Source organism: Prosthecobacter sp. (assembly GCF_020439865.1).
Lineage (GTDB): Bacteria > Verrucomicrobiota > Verrucomicrobiia > Verrucomicrobiales > Verrucomicrobiaceae > Prosthecobacter.
Genome location: NZ_JAGRPF010000064.1, coordinates 18,962 through 38,498 on the forward strand (window position 1 = coordinate 18,962; position 19,537 = coordinate 38,498).

Annotated in this window: 16 protein-coding genes and 1 tRNA gene; 12 read left to right on the forward strand and 5 right to left on the reverse strand. The window is 60.0% G+C overall.

Going from position 1 to position 19,537, the window contains the following annotated elements:
* Positions 1 to 23: 23 nt before the first annotated feature.
* The 3 genes from KDL09_RS06320 to KDL09_RS06330 all read left to right on the forward strand — a co-directional run bounded on the left by KDL09_RS06320 (position 24) and on the right by KDL09_RS06330 (position 2,103).
* Positions 24 to 665, forward strand: coding sequence for a GTPase domain-containing protein (locus KDL09_RS06320; RefSeq protein ID WP_294382817.1), 642 nt, complete (start codon positions 24 to 26; stop codon positions 663 to 665).
* A gap of 11 nt (positions 666 to 676) precedes the next feature.
* A complete protein-coding gene (locus tag KDL09_RS06325; RefSeq protein ID WP_294382819.1) occupies positions 677 to 1,075 on the forward strand; it encodes a roadblock/LC7 domain-containing protein in 399 nt (132 codons plus the stop codon).
* 173 nt (positions 1,076 to 1,248) lie between these two features.
* The gene (locus KDL09_RS06330; protein WP_294382821.1) at positions 1,249 to 2,103 is read left to right on the forward strand and encodes an FAD:protein FMN transferase; all 855 of its coding nucleotides are present in this window, start codon (positions 1,249 to 1,251) and stop codon (positions 2,101 to 2,103) included.
* Here the strand turns inward: KDL09_RS06330 and KDL09_RS06335 are convergent.
* The gene (locus KDL09_RS06335; protein ID WP_294382824.1) at positions 2,081 to 3,265 is read right to left on the reverse strand and encodes a hypothetical protein; all 1,185 of its coding nucleotides are present in this window, start codon (positions 3,263 to 3,265) and stop codon (positions 2,081 to 2,083) included. The genes KDL09_RS06330 and KDL09_RS06335 overlap by 23 nt on opposite strands.
* A 42-nt stretch (positions 3,266 to 3,307) precedes the next feature.
* Positions 3,308 to 4,351: an alcohol dehydrogenase catalytic domain-containing protein gene (locus KDL09_RS06340; RefSeq protein WP_294382825.1), complete on the reverse strand. Its 1,044-nt coding sequence runs from the start codon at positions 4,349 to 4,351 to the stop codon at positions 3,308 to 3,310.
* Between the two features lie 105 nt (positions 4,352 to 4,456).
* On the opposite strand from KDL09_RS06340, the gene KDL09_RS06345 reads away from it, so the two are divergent.
* From KDL09_RS06345 to KDL09_RS06360, 4 genes are all read left to right on the forward strand, one after another.
* The gene (locus tag KDL09_RS06345) at positions 4,457 to 5,356 is read left to right on the forward strand and encodes a sterol desaturase family protein (protein WP_294382827.1); all 900 of its coding nucleotides are present in this window, start codon (positions 4,457 to 4,459) and stop codon (positions 5,354 to 5,356) included.
* A gap of 64 nt (positions 5,357 to 5,420) precedes the next feature.
* A tRNA-Arg gene (locus KDL09_RS06350) sits at positions 5,421 to 5,495 on the forward strand.
* Positions 5,496 to 5,625: 130 nt separating this feature from the next.
* Positions 5,626 to 8,745, forward strand: a complete 3,120-nt coding sequence (locus KDL09_RS06355; RefSeq protein ID WP_294382829.1) for a PVC-type heme-binding CxxCH protein — start codon at positions 5,626 to 5,628, stop codon at positions 8,743 to 8,745.
* A 71-nt stretch (positions 8,746 to 8,816) separates the two neighbouring features.
* Positions 8,817 to 9,434: an LON peptidase substrate-binding domain-containing protein gene (locus tag KDL09_RS06360; RefSeq protein ID WP_294382830.1), complete on the forward strand. Its 618-nt coding sequence runs from the start codon at positions 8,817 to 8,819 to the stop codon at positions 9,432 to 9,434.
* 3 nt (positions 9,435 to 9,437) lie between these two features.
* On the opposite strand, the gene KDL09_RS06365 is transcribed toward KDL09_RS06360, so the two are convergent.
* Positions 9,438 to 10,241 carry a fumarylacetoacetate hydrolase family protein gene (locus KDL09_RS06365; protein WP_294382832.1) on the reverse strand — a complete coding sequence of 268 codons (804 nt, stop codon included), beginning with the start codon at positions 10,239 to 10,241 and terminating at the stop codon, positions 9,438 to 9,440.
* Positions 10,242 to 10,244: 3 nt separating this feature from the next.
* Entirely contained in the window at positions 10,245 to 11,015 is a 771-nt protein-coding gene (hisA, locus tag KDL09_RS06370) for a phosphoribosylformimino-5-aminoimidazole carboxamide ribotide isomerase (protein ID WP_294382834.1), read from the reverse strand.
* Between the two features lie 288 nt (positions 11,016 to 11,303).
* Between hisA and leuA the strand changes: the two genes are divergently transcribed.
* Both leuA and KDL09_RS06380 read left to right on the forward strand, forming a co-directional pair.
* Positions 11,304 to 12,971 carry a 2-isopropylmalate synthase gene (gene leuA, locus KDL09_RS06375; RefSeq protein ID WP_294382836.1) on the forward strand — a complete coding sequence of 556 codons (1,668 nt, stop codon included), beginning with the start codon at positions 11,304 to 11,306 and terminating at the stop codon, positions 12,969 to 12,971.
* A gap of 10 nt (positions 12,972 to 12,981) precedes the next feature.
* Entirely contained in the window at positions 12,982 to 13,575 is a 594-nt protein-coding gene (locus KDL09_RS06380; protein WP_294382838.1) for an HAD family phosphatase, read from the forward strand.
* Here KDL09_RS06380 and rsmA read toward each other — a convergent pair.
* Positions 13,568 to 14,953 carry a 16S rRNA (adenine(1518)-N(6)/adenine(1519)-N(6))-dimethyltransferase RsmA gene (gene rsmA / locus KDL09_RS06385; protein WP_345781075.1) on the reverse strand — a complete coding sequence of 462 codons (1,386 nt, stop codon included), beginning with the start codon at positions 14,951 to 14,953 and terminating at the stop codon, positions 13,568 to 13,570. The two genes, KDL09_RS06380 and rsmA, sit on opposite strands and share 8 nt — an antisense overlap.
* Positions 14,954 to 15,018: 65 nt before the next feature.
* On the opposite strand from rsmA, the gene panD reads away from it, so the two are divergent.
* The 3 genes from panD to KDL09_RS06400 all read left to right on the forward strand — a co-directional run bounded on the left by panD (position 15,019) and on the right by KDL09_RS06400 (position 19,502).
* Complete coding sequence (gene panD / locus KDL09_RS06390) at positions 15,019 to 15,369, forward strand: aspartate 1-decarboxylase (protein WP_294382842.1); 351 nt, start codon at positions 15,019 to 15,021, stop codon at positions 15,367 to 15,369.
* 112 nt (positions 15,370 to 15,481) lie between these two features.
* Positions 15,482 to 18,517, forward strand: a complete 3,036-nt coding sequence (locus KDL09_RS06395; protein WP_294382844.1) for a PVC-type heme-binding CxxCH protein — start codon at positions 15,482 to 15,484, stop codon at positions 18,515 to 18,517.
* A gap of 70 nt (positions 18,518 to 18,587) precedes the next feature.
* Positions 18,588 to 19,502: a dihydrodipicolinate synthase family protein gene (locus KDL09_RS06400; protein ID WP_294382845.1), complete on the forward strand. Its 915-nt coding sequence runs from the start codon at positions 18,588 to 18,590 to the stop codon at positions 19,500 to 19,502.
* The last annotated feature ends 35 nt before the right edge of the window (positions 19,503 to 19,537 follow it).

Consider the following 19,537-nt stretch of genomic DNA (forward strand, 5'->3'; position numbering starts at 1 on the left):
GGGATTAGTCCCTTCCATTTACCATGCCCAGCATCAATCACGATGACCATACCGTCAGCTTCAAGATCGTCTATTGCGGCACTCCGCTGAGCGGCAAGACTTCCAACCTCCAGCAGATCCACGCCAAGCTTGATCCGAACGGGTGCAGTGATCTTGTCTCGCTTTCAACGGCGCAGGACCGCACCCTGTTCTTTGACTTCCTCGCGATCGAAGCGGATGCCCTTCCCGGCTATAAAACCACCTTCCATCTCTACACCGTTCCCGGACAGGTCACCTACAATGCCACCCTGCAGCTCGTCTTGAGACAAGCCGACGGCGTCGTCTTCGTCGCCGACTCGCAGATGGACCGCCAGCGTGACAATCTGCAGTCGTTGCAAAGCCTCGAGGCAAATCTGCGAATGAACGGGAGTTCGATCGATCGCTTGCCCATCGTTCTGCAATACAACAAGCGTGACCTGCCAAACGCCGCTCCTGTCGAGTATCTCGAATACCTCTTCAACAACCGTCCCACGCCCTTCCTCAGCTTCGAATCCGACGCCCGCACCGGCCGCAACGTCCTCGCCACGCTCAACGCCATCTCGCAGGCCGTACTTCATCAGTTCCGTCTCCGCACTTCGCCCGAGGACGCTCCGAACGAACTGCCCACTGAGGCGCTCGCAGCCTGAACAATTCCCCCATGAATCTCAGTCAAATCAAATCGATCCCCGGCGTTCTTCAGGCCGCCATCGCCGACGACGCCGGACGCCTTCTCGACTGCATCGGCGATGTCGAACCGCCTACTGCCGCCGTTTTGGTTCTCGCCCATGCCACCCTTTCCGCCGCGGCCGAACTCGGTCGCCGCTCAGGCAGCGGAGATTGTTTGGAAATCATCCAACAGCACGAAGGCGGTGCCATCTATCTTCATGGCATGCCGCAGCGTCGCGTTCTTCTCGTGCGCTGCCAAAACATCGACGCCATACCTTTCGTGCGTGCGGCCAGCCAGAATCTCGCCAAGCCCATCACGACTCGCATCCGCCCGGTCTCCACGCCCTCGCATGATCTCGCCGACGCCCTCCACGCCGAACCGGCCTGGTAACACGAGCGCTCTGATCTCATCCCACAGATGACGGATTGAAAACTCCGTGCCCCCATGTCTTCTGTGGTGGTCCAACACTTTCTTCCGTGCATTCCGCAGGCATCGTTTTCCTCCTCTGCATCTGCGCCCTTCCGGCGCAGGCCTTGGAGCGCTTTGATTTTTCCGCGCCACTCATGGCCACCACTTTTCGCATCAGCCTGCACGCGGAATCCAAAGAGCAGGCGGAAGCCGCCGCCGATGCCGCCTTCAAGCGCATCGCCGCTCTCAATGCCGTCTGCTCCGACTATGAGCCCAACAGCGAGCTCATGCGACTCGTCAACACGGGCCCCCACCTCCCCTTCCGAGCCAGTGACGATCTCTTCACCATCATCACCCGCGCTCTCGAACTCTCACGCCTCACTGATGGCGCCTTCGACATCACCTGTGGCAATCTCTCCCACCTCTGGCGCCGCACCCGCCGCCTGAAAAAACTCCCGCCTGCCGACCGCCTCCAGCAGGCCCTCGCCGCCACCGACTGGCGCGCCGTGCAGCTCGATGCCAACGCGCACACCATCACTCTCCTCAAGCCCGGCATGCTCCTCGATCTCGGCGGTATCGCCAAAGGTTACGCCGCAGATGCCGCCCTGCGCGTCCTGCGAGATCTCGGCCTCGCCCGCGCCCTCGTCATCGCCGGCGGAGACATTGCCATCGGTGACCCTCCGCCCGGCACCGACGCCTGGGACATCAAGCTCCGTCAGTTCACCAAACCCTCGCCCGAGGAAGACCTCGTCACGGTTCGTCTCCACAACTGCGCCGTCTCAACTTCGGGTGACCTCTACCAATTCACCGAGATCGATGGTGTGCGCTACTCGCACATCGTCTCACCCAAAACCGGTCTCGGCCTCACCGAGCGTATCGCCTGCTCCGTCATCGCCCCCGACGCCACCACCAGTGATGCGCTCGCGACAGCCATGTGCGTGATGGGAAAAAAACGCGGCACTGATGTGGCTGCGCAAATCCAAGGCGTCACTGCCCGATTTGCTCCGTGACATCACGTGCAATGAGAGTGCCTTTGAAGAGCTCCAGCGCGTTCAGCGGAATCAGGCGAACTTCCTCGGGCAGTCCGTGATCCGCAGGCGGTTCCGATTCCACCAAGATGCGAAAGCGGCGCAATCCCGCGGCATTGAGCCTGTGATGTTCGCGCTGGAGATTCTCGACGGTCAGCGGGAGATGTTTGGGAAAGACCCACAGAGCCGAGAATCCGTCATGGTCATGGTGAATGAGCGAGGTGTGACTCAGAAAATCCGCCACCGGCCCCACCAGACGGTTCCACCGAAGCAGTTGAACGTAGTTCATCGAGACCAACCCCTGGTGTAAATAGAGTGCATCAGCCCACTTGCTCTTGTAGCGGAAGACCCCGTCGTGCAACGACGGACGACTGCCGCCCATTCGGATCTCACTGCAGTGAAGCTTTTGTGCCTGCAAGATTCGATGCACGTAGAGACCGGACAAAGCCCCTTCACGAAGCAGTTCGTCCCTCCCGTCCAGCACTCCATTCACCACGGCCGTCATTTGCTTCCCGCTCACGGTGATCAGGTCACCAGAAATCCGGTCTCCCCTCTGTTTCATCCAAAGGATCATGCCTTGCTTGAGCACAAGGCGCAGGATCCACCGGGGATTGAGGTTCGCAGCCTCGCCTAGACGCCTCTCAAGATGTGGAACATAAAACCTGTCATAGAAGAGGTCGAAGTCTTCATCAGAGCGGCTGAGTTCAGCCTCCAGCCCCTTGGTCCGAACTCGGCGGATGTCGTTCATGGCGTCGCCATGTGATCGCGCAAAGGACCACAAGTCATCGGGAACACCCATGGAACTCCCAACCCACATGGGCACCGTGAGCCATCCCTTGCTCAAAAACAAACGAGAGGAGATGCGGTCGATCGCGGCCACAGTCAGGTCCGCCTCCTGCTGCCAGGAGTCCAGCAACACCTGAAGCCTCCAGACGGGAACACTAACCGTCCTGAGAGTCTCCGGTCTGTCTGCAAAAAAGCGTCCGGTGATGAAGCCCGTCCGGCGGGCCCGTCCGGCAGACAACAGCACCACCTCCCCGCCGGAAACGCGATCACGCCCGCGCAGCAGGCTCACCGGAACACGCCAGTCGAGAAACGGCAGAGCCGTCCTGACCGCAGCGCGCAGCAGACTTCTGGGGATCATGCCACACTTTGCCAGCAAGAAGACGCGTTGCTCGAATATTTCTCAAGGGTACTCCAACAGCGCCTTGATCACCTTGCGCTCGCTCACCGCCTGAAATGCATCAGCGATGCGATCCAGAGGAAAACGATGCGTGATGAAGTCGGCGGAGGTGAGTTTGCCCTCACGGATCCACTGGCAGAGAGCGGCCTGCGATTCCTTCTCGTAGCGTCGTGTGGGCCACTGGTGGACGAAGAGGTTGAAATTGAAATCCGCCTTCGATTTGTCGATGTGCAGCACGCCATGCGTCAGCACGCCGTAGATGCAGTGCGATCCACCTCGGCGCAGCAGCGGCAGCCCCTTGTGCACGATGTCGGGATGCCCCACGGCATCGATGACGGCATCAAGCTTTCTCCCGCGAATGCTGGCGAGTTCACCGATCTCCACATCACCCGGTGCAAAGGCCGCATTGGCCCCAAAGGCGAGCGCTCTGTCCTGCTTGTCAGGATGACGATCGACGATGCCGATCCAGCCAAGTCCGAACAACCGCCCAAGCTTCACGAAGCTCAAACCAACCGGCCCCGCACCGAAGATGAGCACGTCGTCGCCAGGCTGAAGATGGAAATCACGAAACGCTCCCAAAACCTCGCGCCAAGTGCACAGCAGTACGGCTTGTTCGGGTGGAATATCGGCATCGACACGGGTTTGAATCTCGAACACCTCGACCCAGCCATGAGCTTCGTCCGCCACCCCGTCGGCAACCATTGCATCGTGGTCATTCGCCAGCGTAAACTCGCCAAATCCGCCCCAGCCTGAATCCACGCCCTCTTGCTGCAGATCAAAGACCAGTCCGCCGACGACGCGGTCTCCCGCCTTGAAGTTTTTCACCTTCTCACCGATCTCCACGACGATGCCCACGCTCTCGTGTCCGAGAGCGAAAGGAAACTTGTCCTCCATGCCGGGGAACTTGCCGGCGAGCAATTCGGAGTCCGTGCGGTTGCAAAGGCAGGCGCACTCCGTGCGCACCAGCGCCTGATACGGCCCCGTTTTCGGCTTCGGCGTGTCGAGGATGGCGAGTTCTCCGGGTGAGATGGCTATGACAGACTTCATGGGCGGCGCATCGAACACGCGCGCTGAAGGAGTGCAAGCAATGAGATGTCATTCGCCATTTCCGCGCTGGAATCCTGCACGTTTCGTGCTTTGAAAGTGCCGTCCATGCTCCGCACGCTTTTCGAATATCTGCTCTGGCCGCTGATCCTCACCGCCGCCCTGATTCCAACGGGAATCGGCATCGCGAGCGGCCACGGCCCGCTGGCCTTCAACATCTGTTACTTCAGCCTCGCAGCGCTTCTGTATGTGCTGGAGCGCGTGTTCCCCCACGAAGAAAGCTGGCTGCACTCGGACGGGCAGGAGATCCCGGACTTTGCGCACACGGCTTTCACCAAGTCGTTCGTGCAACTGCTGGTTGTCTCGATGACCTGGCTCGGCCTCGCCAGCGTGGTCGGCGGAGATCAGGGCACCGGTTATTGGCCGAATCACTGGCCGATGTTTTTCCAGGTCGTGCTGGGTCTCGTTATCGCCGAGTTTGGGCTCTACTGGGCGCATCGAATCGCTCATGAATGGATGCCGCTGTGGTGGTTCCACGCGGTTCATCACAGCTCTAGGAAGCTGTGGTTCTTCAACACGGGACGCTTTCACATCATCGACACGCTCAAGAGCATGATTTTTTCGGCGCCTCTTCTCGCTCTGGCCGGCGCGCCCAAGGATGTCGTGCTCTGGTTCGGTGCCATCACCGCCTACATCGGCTTCCTCACACACGCCAACATCCGCATGCGCTTTGGCTGGCTCAATTACATCTTCAACACCCCCGCCCTCCACCGCTGGCATCACTCGATGGACCTTCGCGAAGGCAACAAGAACTACGGCGAGAACTTGATCCTATGGGATCTCATCTTCGGAACCTTCTACGACGACGTGAACCGCCGCCCGCCCGCGGAAATCGGCATCAACGCGGCGATGCCCAAATCCTTCTGGGGTCAGATCGTCGAACCCTTCCGCTGGAACAAGTTCCAGGCCGACGCCAAGGAAGGCAAAGCTAAGCACGAGCTCTTGTGAGGATCGCCCGGAAAACGACTTGCCGCATTCCGTGGTGCATGCGAAGCATCGGCCCCGCGACAGCGCGCCCGTAGTTCAACGGATAGAATGGTGGTCTCCGAAGCCGCAGATTCAGGTTCGATTCCTGACGGGCGCACCAGCGGGAAAGTGGTTGTGGCGGCCCGGCAGAGTCTGGCTGGGAGATTGATGGCGATCGATGAGTACTTTTCCGAGGCGAAAAGCGTATGCCTGTGCCACGCTTCCCTTTCCGTCCGACTCTCTGCCGCGTCATGACCTCTCTTCAATCCACACTTCTGGCGTTTCTCGCCGTCGCCTCCGCCGCTTCAGCCGCTGATCCGGTCTACGAAAGCCCCAAGCTTACCAGCACGAGTCTGCGCCGGTTGGTGCCAGTCGATGTGTCCGTGAAAGGCGCCAAGGAACTGTATCTCGTCGTTTCAGATGAGGATGGCATCAGTTGCGACTGGGCCGACTGGCTCGAGCCAAAGCTGGTGATGACGGACGGTTCGAAGAAGGATCTGATCAAGCTTCCATGGAAGGCCGCCAGCCAGGGTTCCGGCAGCACCCGCATCGGAAAATCGGCCATGGGATCGCCGCTTCTCGTGAACGGGCAGACGTTTGAAAACGGCATCGGCACCCACGCGCGCTCGGTGATCTTTTATGAACTGCCCCAGGGAGTGGAACGATTCACCGCGCAGACGGCGATCGATGACGGCGGCATGATGCGCGGAGGCAAGGCGAGCACGGCCTCGGTAAAGTTTCAGGTGTTCACCGAGAAGCCGCCCGGTGCACCGAAACCCGTGCCGCCCGTCGTGGATGATGGCAAGACGCTCGTGCCTTCAGAGATGTTTGCGACACCTGAAGGACTCGAAGTCACCGTCTGGGCCACTTCACCCGCGTTGTATAATCCGACGAACATCGACTTCGATGCCCAGGGTCGCATGTGGGTCGCGGAAGGCGTGAACTACCGCAGCAAGGGCAGCCGCAGGCCGGAGGGCGATCGCATTGTGGTCCTCGAAGACACGACAGGCGACGGCAAGGCAGACAAGAGCACCGTGTTCGTGCAGGAGTCCGCGCTCGCCGCTCCGCTCGGAGTGGCGGTGTTCGGAAACAAGGTCGTCGTCTCCCAGCCACCGGACATGCTTGTTTACACCGATGTGAACGGTGACGGCAAGTTCGACTCCACCGTGGACACACGCGAGGTTTTGCTCACAGGCTTCGGCGGTCGTCAGCACGACCACAGTCTTCACAGTGTCACCGCTGGCCCGGATGGGATGTGGTATTGGAATCAGGGAAACACAGGCGCGCTGTTCAAAGACAAGTCGGGCAAAACCTTCCGCATGGGCAGCCCCTATCAGATGCAGGATATCGCCGGGCAGAAAAGCGACGACGGCCATGTGTGGATCGGCGGTTTCGCCGCGCGTATGAATCCGGATGGCACAAACGTCACGATCATCGGACACAACTATCGCAACAGCTACGAGCAGACCATCACCTCCTTGGGCGATGTGTTCCAAAGCGACAACGATGATCCGCCCGCCTGCCGCGTAACACCAGTGATGGAGGGTGGCAATGCAGGCTTCGCCTCCGCCGATGGTCAGCGCTCCTGGGGTGCTGACAAGCGTCCCGGCCAGGAGACTCCCGTTGCCGAATGGCGGCAGGAAGATCCCGGCACGATGCCGGCCGGTGATGTCTATGGCGGTGGCTCGCCCACTGGTGTGGCATTCTACGAAAACGGCGCTCTTGATCCCAAATGGAACGGCCTGCTGCTCGCCTGTGAGGCGGGCAAGAACGTCGTCTTCGGTTATCTTCCGAAACCTGACGGTGCAGGATGGAAGCTGGAGCGTTTTGACTTCCTCACGTCGAACAAAGAGAAAGAATTTGCTGGTTCCGATTTCCTTGGTGGCAAACCCACGGGTGAACTCAAAACACGCTTCCGCCCCAGCGATGTCACTGTCGGCCCCGATGGCGCGATCTATGTCGCAGACTGGTTCGATGCGCGCGTCGGTGGTCATGGCACTCTGGACGACCGCTACACCGGCACGATCTACCGCATCGCACCGAAAGGCTTCGCCTCAAAGGTGCCCGCGTTGAAACTCGACACGATGGAAGGCCAGATCGCCGCGCTGAAAAGCCCCGCGCCCAACGTGCGCTTCAGCGGCTTTACGGCATTGAAGGCACAAGGTGCCAAGGGTGTGCCTGCAGTCGCCGCATTGCTCAAGGATGACAACGCCTATATCGCCGCACGTGCCGCCTGGCTGCTCGCGCAGACGGGTGAAGACGGCATCGCAAAGGTGAAGCCCTGGCTGGAATCGAAGTCCGATGAACAGCGTCTCGTCGCCTATCGCGCCCTGCGCCGTGCCGATGTAAACGTGCTAGAAATGGCCGCCAAGATGGTGTCTGATCCTTCCGCGGCAGTGCGTCGCGAAGTGGCTCTGACTTTGCGAGACGTGCCCGCGGCGCAAAGCGTCTCCTTGCTGGTGAAGATCGCAAAGCAGTTCGATGGAAGTGACCGCGCCTATCTCGAAGCGTTTGGTCTCGGCAGTGAGGGCAAGGAAGCGGAGGTTTATGCAGCCGTGTCGAAGGAACTCGCAACCAGCGCCGAGAAATGGAGCAATGCCTTTGCTTGGCTCGCCTGGCGTCTTCATCCCGCCGCTGCGGTGCAGGATTTCAAGACCCGTGCACTCGATAGCGCTCTGACAGAAGAGCAGCGCAAGCTCATGCTCACCGCGCTGGCCTTTGTGAAAAATCGCGAAGCCGCGGGGGCGATGATCGAACTCGCCAACACTCAGGATTTCCCGATGAAGGAGCTCGCCAAATGGTGGCTGCTTAACCGCAAAGGCAATGACTGGAAAGATTACGATGTCGAAGGCGGCATGAAGGCGCTCGGTTTGTATGACCCCGCCAAGGTCAAGCTCGTCGCGGTTGAAATGCCGCCGGAAATCAAAGATGCGCCCCAACTGCCCACGAGCACCGACATCGCCAATCTGCCTGGCGATGCGAAACGTGGGGCGGCGACCATCGCGGTGTGCTACACCTGCCACAAAGTCGGCAAGGCAGGCGTCGAATTCGGCCCAGACCTGAGCACATTTGGCAAACAGCAGCCTGCCGAGGTCATCGCCAATGCCATCCTCAATCCCTCTGCCGACATCTCCCACGGCTTTGAAGGCAGCGAGATCAAAACCACGGACGGGCTCACCATCAGCGGCATGATCCTCTCCAGCGGGGATCCCGTCATGATCAAGTGCATGGGCGGCCTGGTTCAGACCGTGCCTAAGAACCGGATCGCCGGCATTCAAAAGATGAAGCGCTCGCTCATGTATCAGCCCCAGCAGCTCGGCCTTACGCCTCAAGCGATCAGCGATATCATCGCCTATTTGAAGAGCCTTTGAGCAGCCACGCACAGTCGCAGGAAACATCGAACCAGAGAGCGGGTTGAAGCGTATCCCGTCACATCTGATTCATGGACATCGCCTCAAAGACATTCTCAGCCACACAATTCGTGCTCCCACGCAGCCTGCCGGTGATTGTGCTCGACGGATGCTATCATTTTCCAGGATGCCACCTGCCTCTGTTCATCTTTGAGGAGCGCTATCGACTGATGCTCGACCACGCATTGCACACCGACCGCATGTTCTGCGTCGGCGTCTGCAGCAAGGATGACGTTCTCCCCATCACCACGGCAGGTCTCGTCCGTGCCTCGGTCAAGAATTCCGACGGCACATCGCAGGTGATGCTCTATGGCGTCCGGCGCGTGCGCATCACCGGATGGGATCAGATGGACCCCTTTCGGATTGCCCGCATCGAACCCGTCATCACACGCGACGCCCCCACGGAGAGCCTGCGGACATTGAAATCACGCGCGCTCGACCTGCTGCCGCACCCCACGGACGACAGTTGTGAAAGCATGCAGCAAATGCGCAAGGAACTGGAGATGATGGATGAGGCGGAAGGCGTGTGCGACATCATCGCCTTTCATTTCGTCCGGAGGAAGGCGGCTCTCCGCGCCCTTCTCGAAGAATGCTGTCCGCAGCGCCGTTACGAGCGGCTCATCAGCGAACTGAAAAAAGCTCAGGACTGAGGTTCACGCCTCACTGCGGACCGGATTTGTCAGCGTGCCGATCTGTTCGATCTCCACGCTCACTGTGTCGCCGTCCTTCATGAACACAGGCGGCGTGCGCGCCATGCCTACGCCATGAGGAGTGCCGGTGAGGATCACGGTTCCCGGCATCAGCGTCGTGCTGCCGCTGAGAAACTCGATCAGCGTTGGCACATCAAAGATCATGTCGTTTGTGTTCCAGTCCTGCATGGTTTCTCCATTGAGCACGGTTTTGATCGCCAGACTGTTCGGGTTCGGGATTTCGTCCACCGTCACCAACACCGGCCCCAGCGGGCAAAACGTGTCAAAGGACTTGCCTCGGCACCACTGGCCGCCGCCGCCATGCTTCTGCCAGTCACGGGCGCTCACATCGTTCGCGCAGGTGTAGCCGAGCACATGCTTCAATGCGTCTGCCTTGCTCACGTTCTTCGCCACCTTGCCGATCACGACCGCCAGCTCGCACTCGTAGTCCACCTTGTCGCTCTTCAGATGGGTCGGCAGCAGGATCGGATCGCCAGGATGCTGGACCACGTTCGGGAGCTTCATGAACACGACCGGATGCTGCGGAATCGCCGCCTTCGTCTCCTCCGCGTGAAACTTGTAGTTCAGGCCGATGCAAATGATTGCAAACGGCTGAACCGGCGCGAGCAGCTTCGCCACATCGGCCTTTCGATCGGTCACGTGATATTCGCCAAAAATGTCACCTTGGATGATCCGCGCGCCTCCATCCTTCTGCTGCGCGGCATGAACAATGTTTCCCTGTGAGTCGGCATAGCGGATGATTTTCATGGTTCAAAGAGTGCGATGGTTCCAAGCCACCAATTCATCGTACTTGGCGCCAGAGCCACCAAACAGGTCGAGGGCGCTTCCCACCGTGCCGTCAACGCGACCACGGCTAAGTTCGTCGATGCGCTTGAGATCGTCCAGATGGCGAATACCTCCCGCGTAGGTCATCGGGATCGGTGAATGCTCGCCAAGAAAGCTCACCAGAGCTTCGTCGATGCCCTCACACTTGCCCTCGACATCGACGGCATGAATCAAAAACTCTGCACAGTGCCCCGCGAGCCACTTCAGCGAGTCGGGCGTCACATCGAGCGTCGTCAGCGTCTGCCAGCGGTTCATCGCGACCGTCCACCCCTTCGCCGTGGCCTTGCAACTCAGGTCGATCACAAGCCTGTCACGACCCGCAGCCTTCACGATGTTTTCGAGCTTTGCTTCACTGAACGTGCCGTCAGCTTCAAAGAGGTAGCTCGTAACGATCACATGACTCGCTCCGGCATCGAGGTACTCGGCCGTGTTCTCGGGCCGGATCCCGCCGCCTACCTGCAATCCGCCGGGGAAGGCCCCCACTGCGGCCTTGGCGGCCTGCTCATTCCCCTTCCCGAGCAGAATCACATGCCCGCCGGCCAGACCATCACACTTGTAAAGTTCGCCATACCACGCCGCATCACGGTCGCTCACGAAATTCGTTTTCAGACCCGCGCCGTCATCACGCAACGATGAGCCGACGATCTGCTTTACGTGGCCGTCGTGAAGATCAATGCAGGGGCGAAATCGGGTCATGGGATGGTCAAGGAGTAGTCAAGAGAGTCACGAGGTGGTCAAGAGGTCATCCTGCCACCGGCCCGACAACCTGACGGCACAGCCTTGACCTCTGCGCCATCTCTGCTTTCTTCCGTTCGTTCATGACCACCACCGCCACGGCTCTGCTTCTTCTTTCCCTGCGACTTACGCAAGGGTAGGCGGCCCGCGTTTCCTCGTCATCCCCTGCCGTCACGTCACGGCATCCCAAGTCAGCCCGGCTGTGAATCTGGCTGCAATTCTGTCAATTTCGTCCAAATCTGTCCCGTCATGTTGAAAAGTCCGTCCTCCAAATACCAGCGCTTCGATCCCGTCTCGTTGCCGAACCGTCGCTGGCCCTCTCAAACCATCTCCGCTGCTCCTATCTGGTGTTCGGTCGATCTGCGCGATGGCAATCAGGCGCTCGCCGTGCCGATGAATGTGTCCCAGAAACTCGACATGTTTGATGCTCTGGTAAAATGTGGCTTCAAGGAAATCGAAGTCGGCTTCCCCTCCGCCTCGAACACCGAGTTCGCCTTCAACCGCCGCCTCATCGAAGAAGGACGCATTCCTGATGATGTGACCATCCAGTGCCTGGTGCAGGCACGGGAAGACTTGATCGAAAAGACCGTCGAAAGCCTCATCGGCGCGAAGAAGGTCGTCATTCATATGTACAATTCCACGTCGCCCGCACAGCGGAAGTACGTGTTTGGCAAGACCAAGGAGGAGATCATCGCCGTGGCTGTGAAAGGCGCGCAGATGATCAAAGACCGGCTGCACCGCCTCACCGCAGGCGGCACGCACGTCACGTTGCAGTACTCGCCCGAGAGCTTCAGCGCCACCGAAGTCGAGTTCGCCAAGGAAATCAGCGAAGCCGTCATGGACGTGTGGCAGCCAACGCCTGAGCACAAAATGATCCTCAACCTGCCGGACACCGTCGAAGTCTGCATGCCAAACGTGTATGCCGACCAGATCGAGTGGATCTGCACGAACATCAAAAACCGCGAGAGCCTCATCGTCAGCCTGCACACGCACAACGACCGCGGCACCGGCACCGCCGCCACCGAACTGGGCCTGCTGGCCGGAGCCGACCGCGTGGAAGGCACGCTGTTTGGAAACGGCGAGCGCACCGGCAATCTCGACATCGTCCAGGTCGCCATGAATCTGTACATGCACGGCATCAATCCGAAGCTCGACTTCAGCGACATGAACGGCCTGATCGCCATGTATGAGCGCACCACCGGCATGACCGTGCCTCCACGTCAGCCTTATGCGGGTGAACTCGTCTTCACGGCCTTCAGCGGCAGCCATCAGGATGCGATCAAGAAGGGCCTGTCCGGTTACGACCAGCACAAAACCATCTGGGATGTCCCCTACCTGACGATCGACCCGAACGACATTGGCCGCGAATACCGCGAAGTCATCCGCGTGAACTCGCAGAGCGGCAAAGGCGGCGTCGCCTACCTTCTCGAAAGCGAGTTCGGCATCGAGCTGCCGAAGGACATGCAGCGCGAGTTCGGCCCGCTGGCCAACGACATCGTGGACAAACTTGGCCGCGAGGTCAGCGGCGCGGAGTTGAAGGAGATGTTCTGGAAGGAATACATCGAGCGCAGCACCCCCTACTCGTTGCACCACTTCCACGCGGACGGTGTGGACGGCGTTTTCACCTGCCGCTGCAGTCTGGTCATCAATGGACAGGAACGCGGCATCGCAGGCAAGGGCAACGGGCCCATCGCCGCGTTCGCCCATGCTCTTGTCAGCGAAGGCGGCGCCCCGTCATTCGAAGTCGCCACCTACCGCGAGCAAAGCCTCAGCAGCGGCACCGAAGCCAGCGCACTCGCATTCATCCAGATCAAAAACGGAGAAGGCAAAACGATCTGGGGAGCCGGTGTCGACACGAACATCGAACTCGCGTCGATCAAAGCGGTACTGAGCGCGGTGAACCGGGCTTCCCATTGAGACTGTTGCCATGACTCTTCAAATCCCCGATCATCCCTTCAAGGCCTACATCTTCGACTGCGATGGCACGCTCGTCGATTCGATGCCGATGCACTACGTCGCGTGGGTGGAGGCGCTGAAGCGGCATGATGCACCGTTTGAATTCACCGAGGAAGAGTTTTACGCCCACGCTGGCATCAAGGAGCAGGATGTGGTCAAGATCCTCAACGTGAAGCACGGCACGCAGATCGATCCGGTCAGCGTCGATGAACTGAAGATGGAGATCTTCCGTGAGCGCATCCCGGAGGTTCAGGCTGTGCGGCCCGTCGCCGAGTTTGCCAAGTCGCTCCACGGCCGATTCCCAATGGCGGTCGCCTCAGGCAGCGAAGAGTCCACGGTCCGCGGCTGCCTGGAGGCCACGGAACTGCTGCATCTGTTTCCCATCATCATCACCCCCCGAAAGGTGAAACACGGCAAACCGGCACCGGACATGTTCCTGCTTGCCGCAGAGCAGATGGGCGTCGAGCCCGGCGATTGTCTCGTGCTCGAGGACGGTCACAGCGGCCTCGCGGCGGCGACCGCGGCAGGCATGCAGTCCGTCTTCATCCCGCGGACGCTCAGGTAGCGCGCTGCTTCTGCTGCCACGCCTTCCAGCAGGTCACAAAGCCCTTCGCAAAGTCCTGAGGCCTCGCCTCCACCCAGGCGGTGATGTCCTCGGGCTTGAACCAGTCGCCGGTGGCGATTTCCTCGGGCAGGCAGCGGATGGGACCCTCGTGACGCGCGAGGTGGAGTTCGACGAATTCGTGATCCGTGTTGTCGCTGGCGGGAATCTGGGCCGCGAGCTCGGTGGTCCCAACGTCGATGCCGATCTCTTCGCGCGTTTCACGCACCGCCGCGCTGGCGTAGCTCTCTCCGGCATCGAGATGCCCGGCGGCGCTGCTGTCCCACTTAAGCGGCGACACGTCTTTGAGATGTGAACGCTGCTGCAGGTAGAGATGACCACGTTTGTTGATCACAAAAATGTGCACGGCGCGATGCAGCAGCTTGCGCTTGTGCACCTCGCCGCGTGTGAGCTGACCGATGACCTCGTTGCGCTCATTGACCACGTCGAACATCTCTCCCGCCTTCTGTCCGGCATCGGCCTCGTGCCGCTGCTCATAGTGGCGGGCGATTTGAATCCACTGCGTGAGCGACAGTCCCTCGGCACGCACCGTCAGTGGAACGTTGAGCGATGCGACCAAGGACTCCCAGCCTCCCGGAGCTTCGGGCAGGAGATTCTTGAGCTGCTTTCGACGCTGGGAAAAGCCCATGCGGACGAGGCGGTCGAACAGCACATGATCAAACACCGGCAGCGTGGCGGGATCTCGCGGAGTGAGGCGAATCACGGCGGAATCCACCTTCGGCTTCGGCACAAACACCTCCGGCGGCACAACGCGCAGCATTTCGACATTCCAGTCCTTCTGCACCAGCAAGCTGAGCGCACCGTAGGCGTCGTCCTCGCAGGTGGCCGCGAGACGGTCGCAGACCTCCTTTTGCAGCATGAACACAGCGCAACCGACGGGCGTTGGCGGCGTGAGCCAATGCTTCAGGATTTCGCTGCCGACCGAATACGGGAGGTTCCCCACGAGGCGCAGCGGGCCGTGCTTGAACCACGAACGCAGATTGATGCGCGTGGCGTCTTCATGGATCACCTCCACGTCGCTGCGGTCGTCAAACCGGCCCTGCAATTCCGGCGCGAGCTGGGAGTCTTTTTCGACCAGCACGAGATGTTTCGGCCTGCCGACGAGATGCTTGGTCAGGGCGCCCATGCCGGGCCCGATCTCCACCACAAAATCCGCCTCGTCCGGCTGCACCTGGTCGGCGATCCACCGCGACACCTCCTCATCCTGAAGGAAGTTCTGCCCCATGCTCTTGCGCGGGGTGAAATGCTGGTGGCGGGGGCCTGCCTCGGAGCGGCGTAAATCGCGGTATCTCATTGCCGCATCATTCACCCGTTCCGGCATCCATCAAACGTTCATCCTCTTGAGCCAACACTTGACCCCCTCGCAGGTTCGACGCACTCTGGCAGGTGCTCCGAACCTCCCTCAAATCCAAGCTCCACCGCGCCGCCATCACAGATGCCAACGTCAACTATGAAGGCAGCATCACCATACCGACTGATCTCATGGAAAAGGTGGATCTGTGGGAGGGCGAAAAGGTCCTGGTGACCTCGATCACCAGCGGTGCACGTCTGGAAACCTATGTCATTCCCGCTCCGAGCGGCTCGGGCCAGATCATCATCAACGGCGCCGCCGCCCACCTCATCAGCACCGGCCACCGCGTCACCATCATGGCCTGGGGGCACAGCGAGACTCCGATCATCCCGAAACGGGTACTGCTCAATGAGCGCAACGAGATCGTGAACGAGACGGTGCTGTGATTTCGATCTCGTGAGACAGGCTGGCAGCCTGCCTCACTGCACCATCACAAGAATACCACGATGGGAAACATTCGGCTGTTCATGCGGAACCTGAGTTCCGTATGATTCTGCCATGAATCGCCTCGTTTTTGTATTCTTTGCCGTCAGCTCATCCCTCTTTGCCCAGGCGGACGGCATCAAGACCAAGACCACCTACGCCAAGGCCTACGGCGAAACGAAAAACCCGGTGGCGGTCGATCCGGCCAAGGATCTGCCGCGTTATCCCGCCGTGGAGCCGAAAGACGCCATCGCGACATGGCAGGTGAAGAAAGGTTTCAAGCTTCAGCTCGCCGCGAACGAACCGCAGGTGCGCGATCCCATCGCCATCTGCTTCGACGAGCGCGGGCGCATGTTCGTCTGCGAAATGATCGACTACAGCGAGATGCGCGATGTCACGCCGCATCTCGGCCGCATCTCCATGCTGGAGGACAAGGACGGCGATGGCCACTACGAGACGAGCCAGGTCTTCGCGGATGATCTGCCCTGGCCCACGGCGGTGATCTGGGCAAACGGCGGGCTCTATGTCGGTGCCACGCCGGACATCTGGCGTTTTGAAGACAAGGACGGCGACGGCAAGGCCGAGGTGCGCGAGAAGGTCTTCACCGGCTTCGGCACCGGATTGAAAATCCTCAACGTGCAGGGCCTCATGAACAGCTTCCAGTGGGGGCAGGACAATCGCATCCATCTGCTCGCCGGTGGTGGCAATCGCGGTGTGGTCACCTGCCTGAAGCGGCCCGACCTGAAGGGCGTCGAGCTTGGAGGGAAGGACTTTTGGTTCAATCCGCTGACGCATGAGTTCGGCCTCGAAGGCGGCGGTGCTCAATACGGCATGAGCTTCGACAACTACGGTCGCAAGTTCGGCTGCTCGAACAGCGACCACCTCCAATACTGGGTTTACGACGACAAATACGCGAACCGCAATCCCTACTACCAGATGCCGCGTGCCAAGGAGAGCATCGCGGCCGACGGCGGTGCGGCGGAGGTCTTTCGCATCAGCCCGGACGAGCCTTGGCGCATCATCCGCACGCGCTGGCGCATCGCCGGTGTGGTGAAAGGCGTGGTCGAGGGGGGCGGTCGCGTGAGCGGCTACTTCACCGGCGCCACCGGCACCACGATCTATCGCGGCGATGCCTACGGTCCCGACTTCGTGAACAACAGCTTCACCGGCGACGCCGGCGGCCAGCTCGTGCATCGCAAGATCATCAAACCCAGCGCCGACGGCATCAGCCTCGTCGGCGAGCGTCCTGCCGACGAGCATGGCTTTGAATTCGCCGCGTCCAAAGACACCTGGGTGCGCACCGTGAACTTCGCCAACGCTCCCGACGGCTGCCTGCACATCTGCGACATGTATCGCGAAGTCATCGAGCATCCGTGGAGCATCCCGGACGAGATCAAAAAGTACATCGACCTCAACAACGGCAACGACCGCGGTCGCATCTACCGCATCGTACCGGAGAAAGGCGCGGAACGCATCGGCCAGAAGGTCAACCTCTCCGACGCCAGCACCGAAGAACTCGTGAAGACTCTCAGCCATCCCAACGGCTGGCACCGCGACACCGCGCAGCGTTTGCTTTTCGAGCGCCAGGACAAAGCCGCCGTACCGATGCTGGAGAAGGTGCTGAGTGGAAATAATGCCTTGGCGAAGCTGCATGCACTGGGAACTCTGGAAGGGCTGGGTGCTTTGAGTGAGCAATCCATTCTCCGCGCCTTGGATGACGCAGATCCCCAGGTGGTCGAACGAGGCTTGGGGAAAGTGGGACCTGCATCCGATGAGGTTCAAACAACGCTCCAAGTGCTCATCGCGAAATGGAACTCGCCTCGGATTCTGATGGCGTTGGCTCAGGTTGCCAGCGAACAACCCGGCCCCGGAGGAGCAAAGACCTTTGGTGGGTTGAACTGGGCAGAAGAGATCGCGTGGCAGTGTCTCGTAAAAACCGATGCACACCCCATGGTTCTGGGCGCGGCACTGAACGGCCACCACAGCATGGCGGCTCTAGGGTCAAGTTTTGAGCGCCAAGCGAAAAAGAGATCCCAATGGATTGGCGCGATGGCGGCGTTTCTGCGGGCCGAAGCCTCCAGACCTGATGCAGGCGATTGGGCGGGCGGCATGTTAAGTGCCTTGGTTGAAGATGGCGGCCTGAAAGTTGCGTGGCCGCAACTGTTCAAGGCACTTGATGAAGGCTTGAGAAAGGCAGGCACTAGTTTGCAGCGTGCAGACAAAGGCTTGAAGCTGAAAAAGGTTTTGGCTGATGCAGCAGAGAATGCTTCCAGACTTCAGAATAGTGAGTCCAGCAGATTGATGGATGTTGAATTGCTGTCCTTGGATTCATCCAAAGAAAGTCTCAATACCCTCATCGCCTGCTTGGGTGACAATCAGCCCGATGCCGTCCAATCCGCCGCGATTCGTGTTTTGGCCTCAAACAATTCGGGTTCAGTCACGGCGAATTTTATCTCCAACTGGCCGCACTATGGTCCCAAGGCTCAGAGCGCGGCTCTGGAGGCGCTCCTGGCACGAGATGACCGTGCCATCGCCTTGCTGGAGTCGAAGGTGGTGAAGCCAGAAGCTTTCTCGGCGGCGCAGGTGCAGGCGTTGATCAAACACAAGTCGCCGAAGGTCGCCGCGGCGGCGAAGGTGGCGCTGGCGTCGGTGATTCCGCCGTCGCGCGAGGAAGTGACGGCGAAGTTCAAACCGGCGATCGCCGCGAAGGGAGATGCGAAAAAAGGGCAGACGCAATACATGGCCCGTTGTGTGGCCTGCCATCGTGCCGGAACGATGGGACTGCAGGTGGGGCCGGATTTGATCACGGTGAAGACGAAGGGGCGAGAAGCATTGCTGACCGCGATTCTGGAGCCGCACAAGGAGGTGGCGTCGCAGTTCATCGCCTACACGGTGAACACGAAGGACGGGCAGACCTTCACGGGCATCATCACGAATGACACGGCCTCCAGCATGAGCTTGAAGATGATGGGCGGCATCGAGAAGACGCTACAGCGCTCTGAGATCCAAGGCAGCAGTTCGTCCGGGCAGAGCCTTATGCCCGAAGGGCTCGAAACCGGCATGAGCGTCGAAGACATGGCCGATCTGCTCAGCTACATCGAGAGTCTCTAAACCAACCTGGCAAACAACGGCTCTTTTCCTTTGCAGCACGCACGCTCCGCGCTCCTTTCCCCAGCACCCCATGAAGACCACCCCCGTTACGTACGAAGATCTGCAATCCTCCGTCATCGCCGTTCCGCCGCTGTGCCGAAACAAGAACCTGACCTTGTCCAAGGCGCAGAACAGCCGTCTCATTAAACACATGTACAAAGGCGGCATCCGCACGCTGCTTTACGGGGGCAATGCGAACCTCTACAACATCGCTCCGAGCGAATACCATTCGCTGCTGAAAATGCTCGTGGACGTCTCGCCCGAGGACATGTGGATCGTGCCGTCCGTGGGCCCGATGTATGGCACGGCAATGGATCAGGCGAGCATCCTCCGCGAGTTCGCCTTCCCCACGGCCATGCTTCTGCCAACGCTCTTCCCGTCAAAGCCCGCCGGTGTCGCCACCGCCATCCGCCATTTTGTGGAAAGGTCCGGCATCAAGGCCGTGCTCTACATCAAGGATGGCTCCTACATCACGCCGGAACTGGCGGCTGAACTCGTCAACGACGGCCTGATTTCGTGGATCAAATACGCGATCGTCGAGCCGGATCCGAAGAAGGACCCGTATCTCAAAAAGCTCACAAAGCTGGTGGACACCAAACTCATCGTCAGCGGCATCGGCGAGCAGCCTTCCATCATTCATCTGCGCGATTTCGGCGTCACCGGATTCACCGCCGGTTGCGTATGCATCGCCCCGTCCCGCTCCACCGCTTTGCTGAAAGCCATTTTGAAGAAAGACTGGACCACCGCCGAGGCGATCCGCGAGGAATTTGTGGCCCTCGAGGACCTGCGCAATGCCCACAGCCCGATTCTGGTGCTGCATCATGCCGTCGAACTCGCCGGTGTCGCCCAGACCGGGCCCGTGCTCCCGCTGCTCACTGAGCTTCCGGCCAAGTTGCTGCCCAAGATCGAGAAAGCCGCGAAAGCGCTGCTGGCGAAGAACGTCTAAGTCGCTTCCTAACGGCCCGAAGACTCATTGTATCC

Excerpts from the sequence above, each read along its gene's own strand:
- KDL09_RS06320 (WP_294382817.1), top strand. The coding sequence starts at position 24 with ATGCCCAGCATCAATCACGATGACCATACCGTCAGCTTCAAGATCGTC.
- KDL09_RS06325 (WP_294382819.1), top strand. The coding sequence starts at position 677 with ATGAATCTCAGTCAAATCAAATCGATCCCCGGCGTTCTTCAGGCCGCC.
- KDL09_RS06330 (WP_294382821.1), top strand. The coding sequence starts at position 1,249 with ATGGCCACCACTTTTCGCATCAGCCTGCACGCGGAATCCAAAGAGCAG.
- KDL09_RS06335 (WP_294382824.1), bottom strand. The coding sequence starts at position 3,265 with ATGATCCCCAGAAGTCTGCTGCGCGCTGCGGTCAGGACGGCTCTGCCG.
- KDL09_RS06340 (WP_294382825.1), bottom strand. The coding sequence starts at position 4,351 with ATGAAGTCTGTCATAGCCATCTCACCCGGAGAACTCGCCATCCTCGAC.
- KDL09_RS06345 (WP_294382827.1), top strand. The coding sequence starts at position 4,457 with ATGCTCCGCACGCTTTTCGAATATCTGCTCTGGCCGCTGATCCTCACC.
- KDL09_RS06355 (WP_294382829.1), top strand. The coding sequence starts at position 5,626 with ATGACCTCTCTTCAATCCACACTTCTGGCGTTTCTCGCCGTCGCCTCC.
- KDL09_RS06360 (WP_294382830.1), top strand. The coding sequence starts at position 8,817 with ATGGACATCGCCTCAAAGACATTCTCAGCCACACAATTCGTGCTCCCA.
- KDL09_RS06365 (WP_294382832.1), bottom strand. The coding sequence starts at position 10,241 with ATGAAAATCATCCGCTATGCCGACTCACAGGGAAACATTGTTCATGCC.
- hisA (WP_294382834.1), bottom strand. The coding sequence starts at position 11,015 with ATGACCCGATTTCGCCCCTGCATTGATCTTCACGACGGCCACGTAAAG.
- leuA (WP_294382836.1), top strand. The coding sequence starts at position 11,304 with ATGTTGAAAAGTCCGTCCTCCAAATACCAGCGCTTCGATCCCGTCTCG.
- KDL09_RS06380 (WP_294382838.1), top strand. The coding sequence starts at position 12,982 with ATGACTCTTCAAATCCCCGATCATCCCTTCAAGGCCTACATCTTCGAC.
- rsmA (WP_345781075.1), bottom strand. The coding sequence starts at position 14,953 with ATGCCGGAACGGGTGAATGATGCGGCAATGAGATACCGCGATTTACGC.
- KDL09_RS06395 (WP_294382844.1), top strand. The coding sequence starts at position 15,482 with ATGAATCGCCTCGTTTTTGTATTCTTTGCCGTCAGCTCATCCCTCTTT.
- KDL09_RS06400 (WP_294382845.1), top strand. The coding sequence starts at position 18,588 with ATGAAGACCACCCCCGTTACGTACGAAGATCTGCAATCCTCCGTCATC.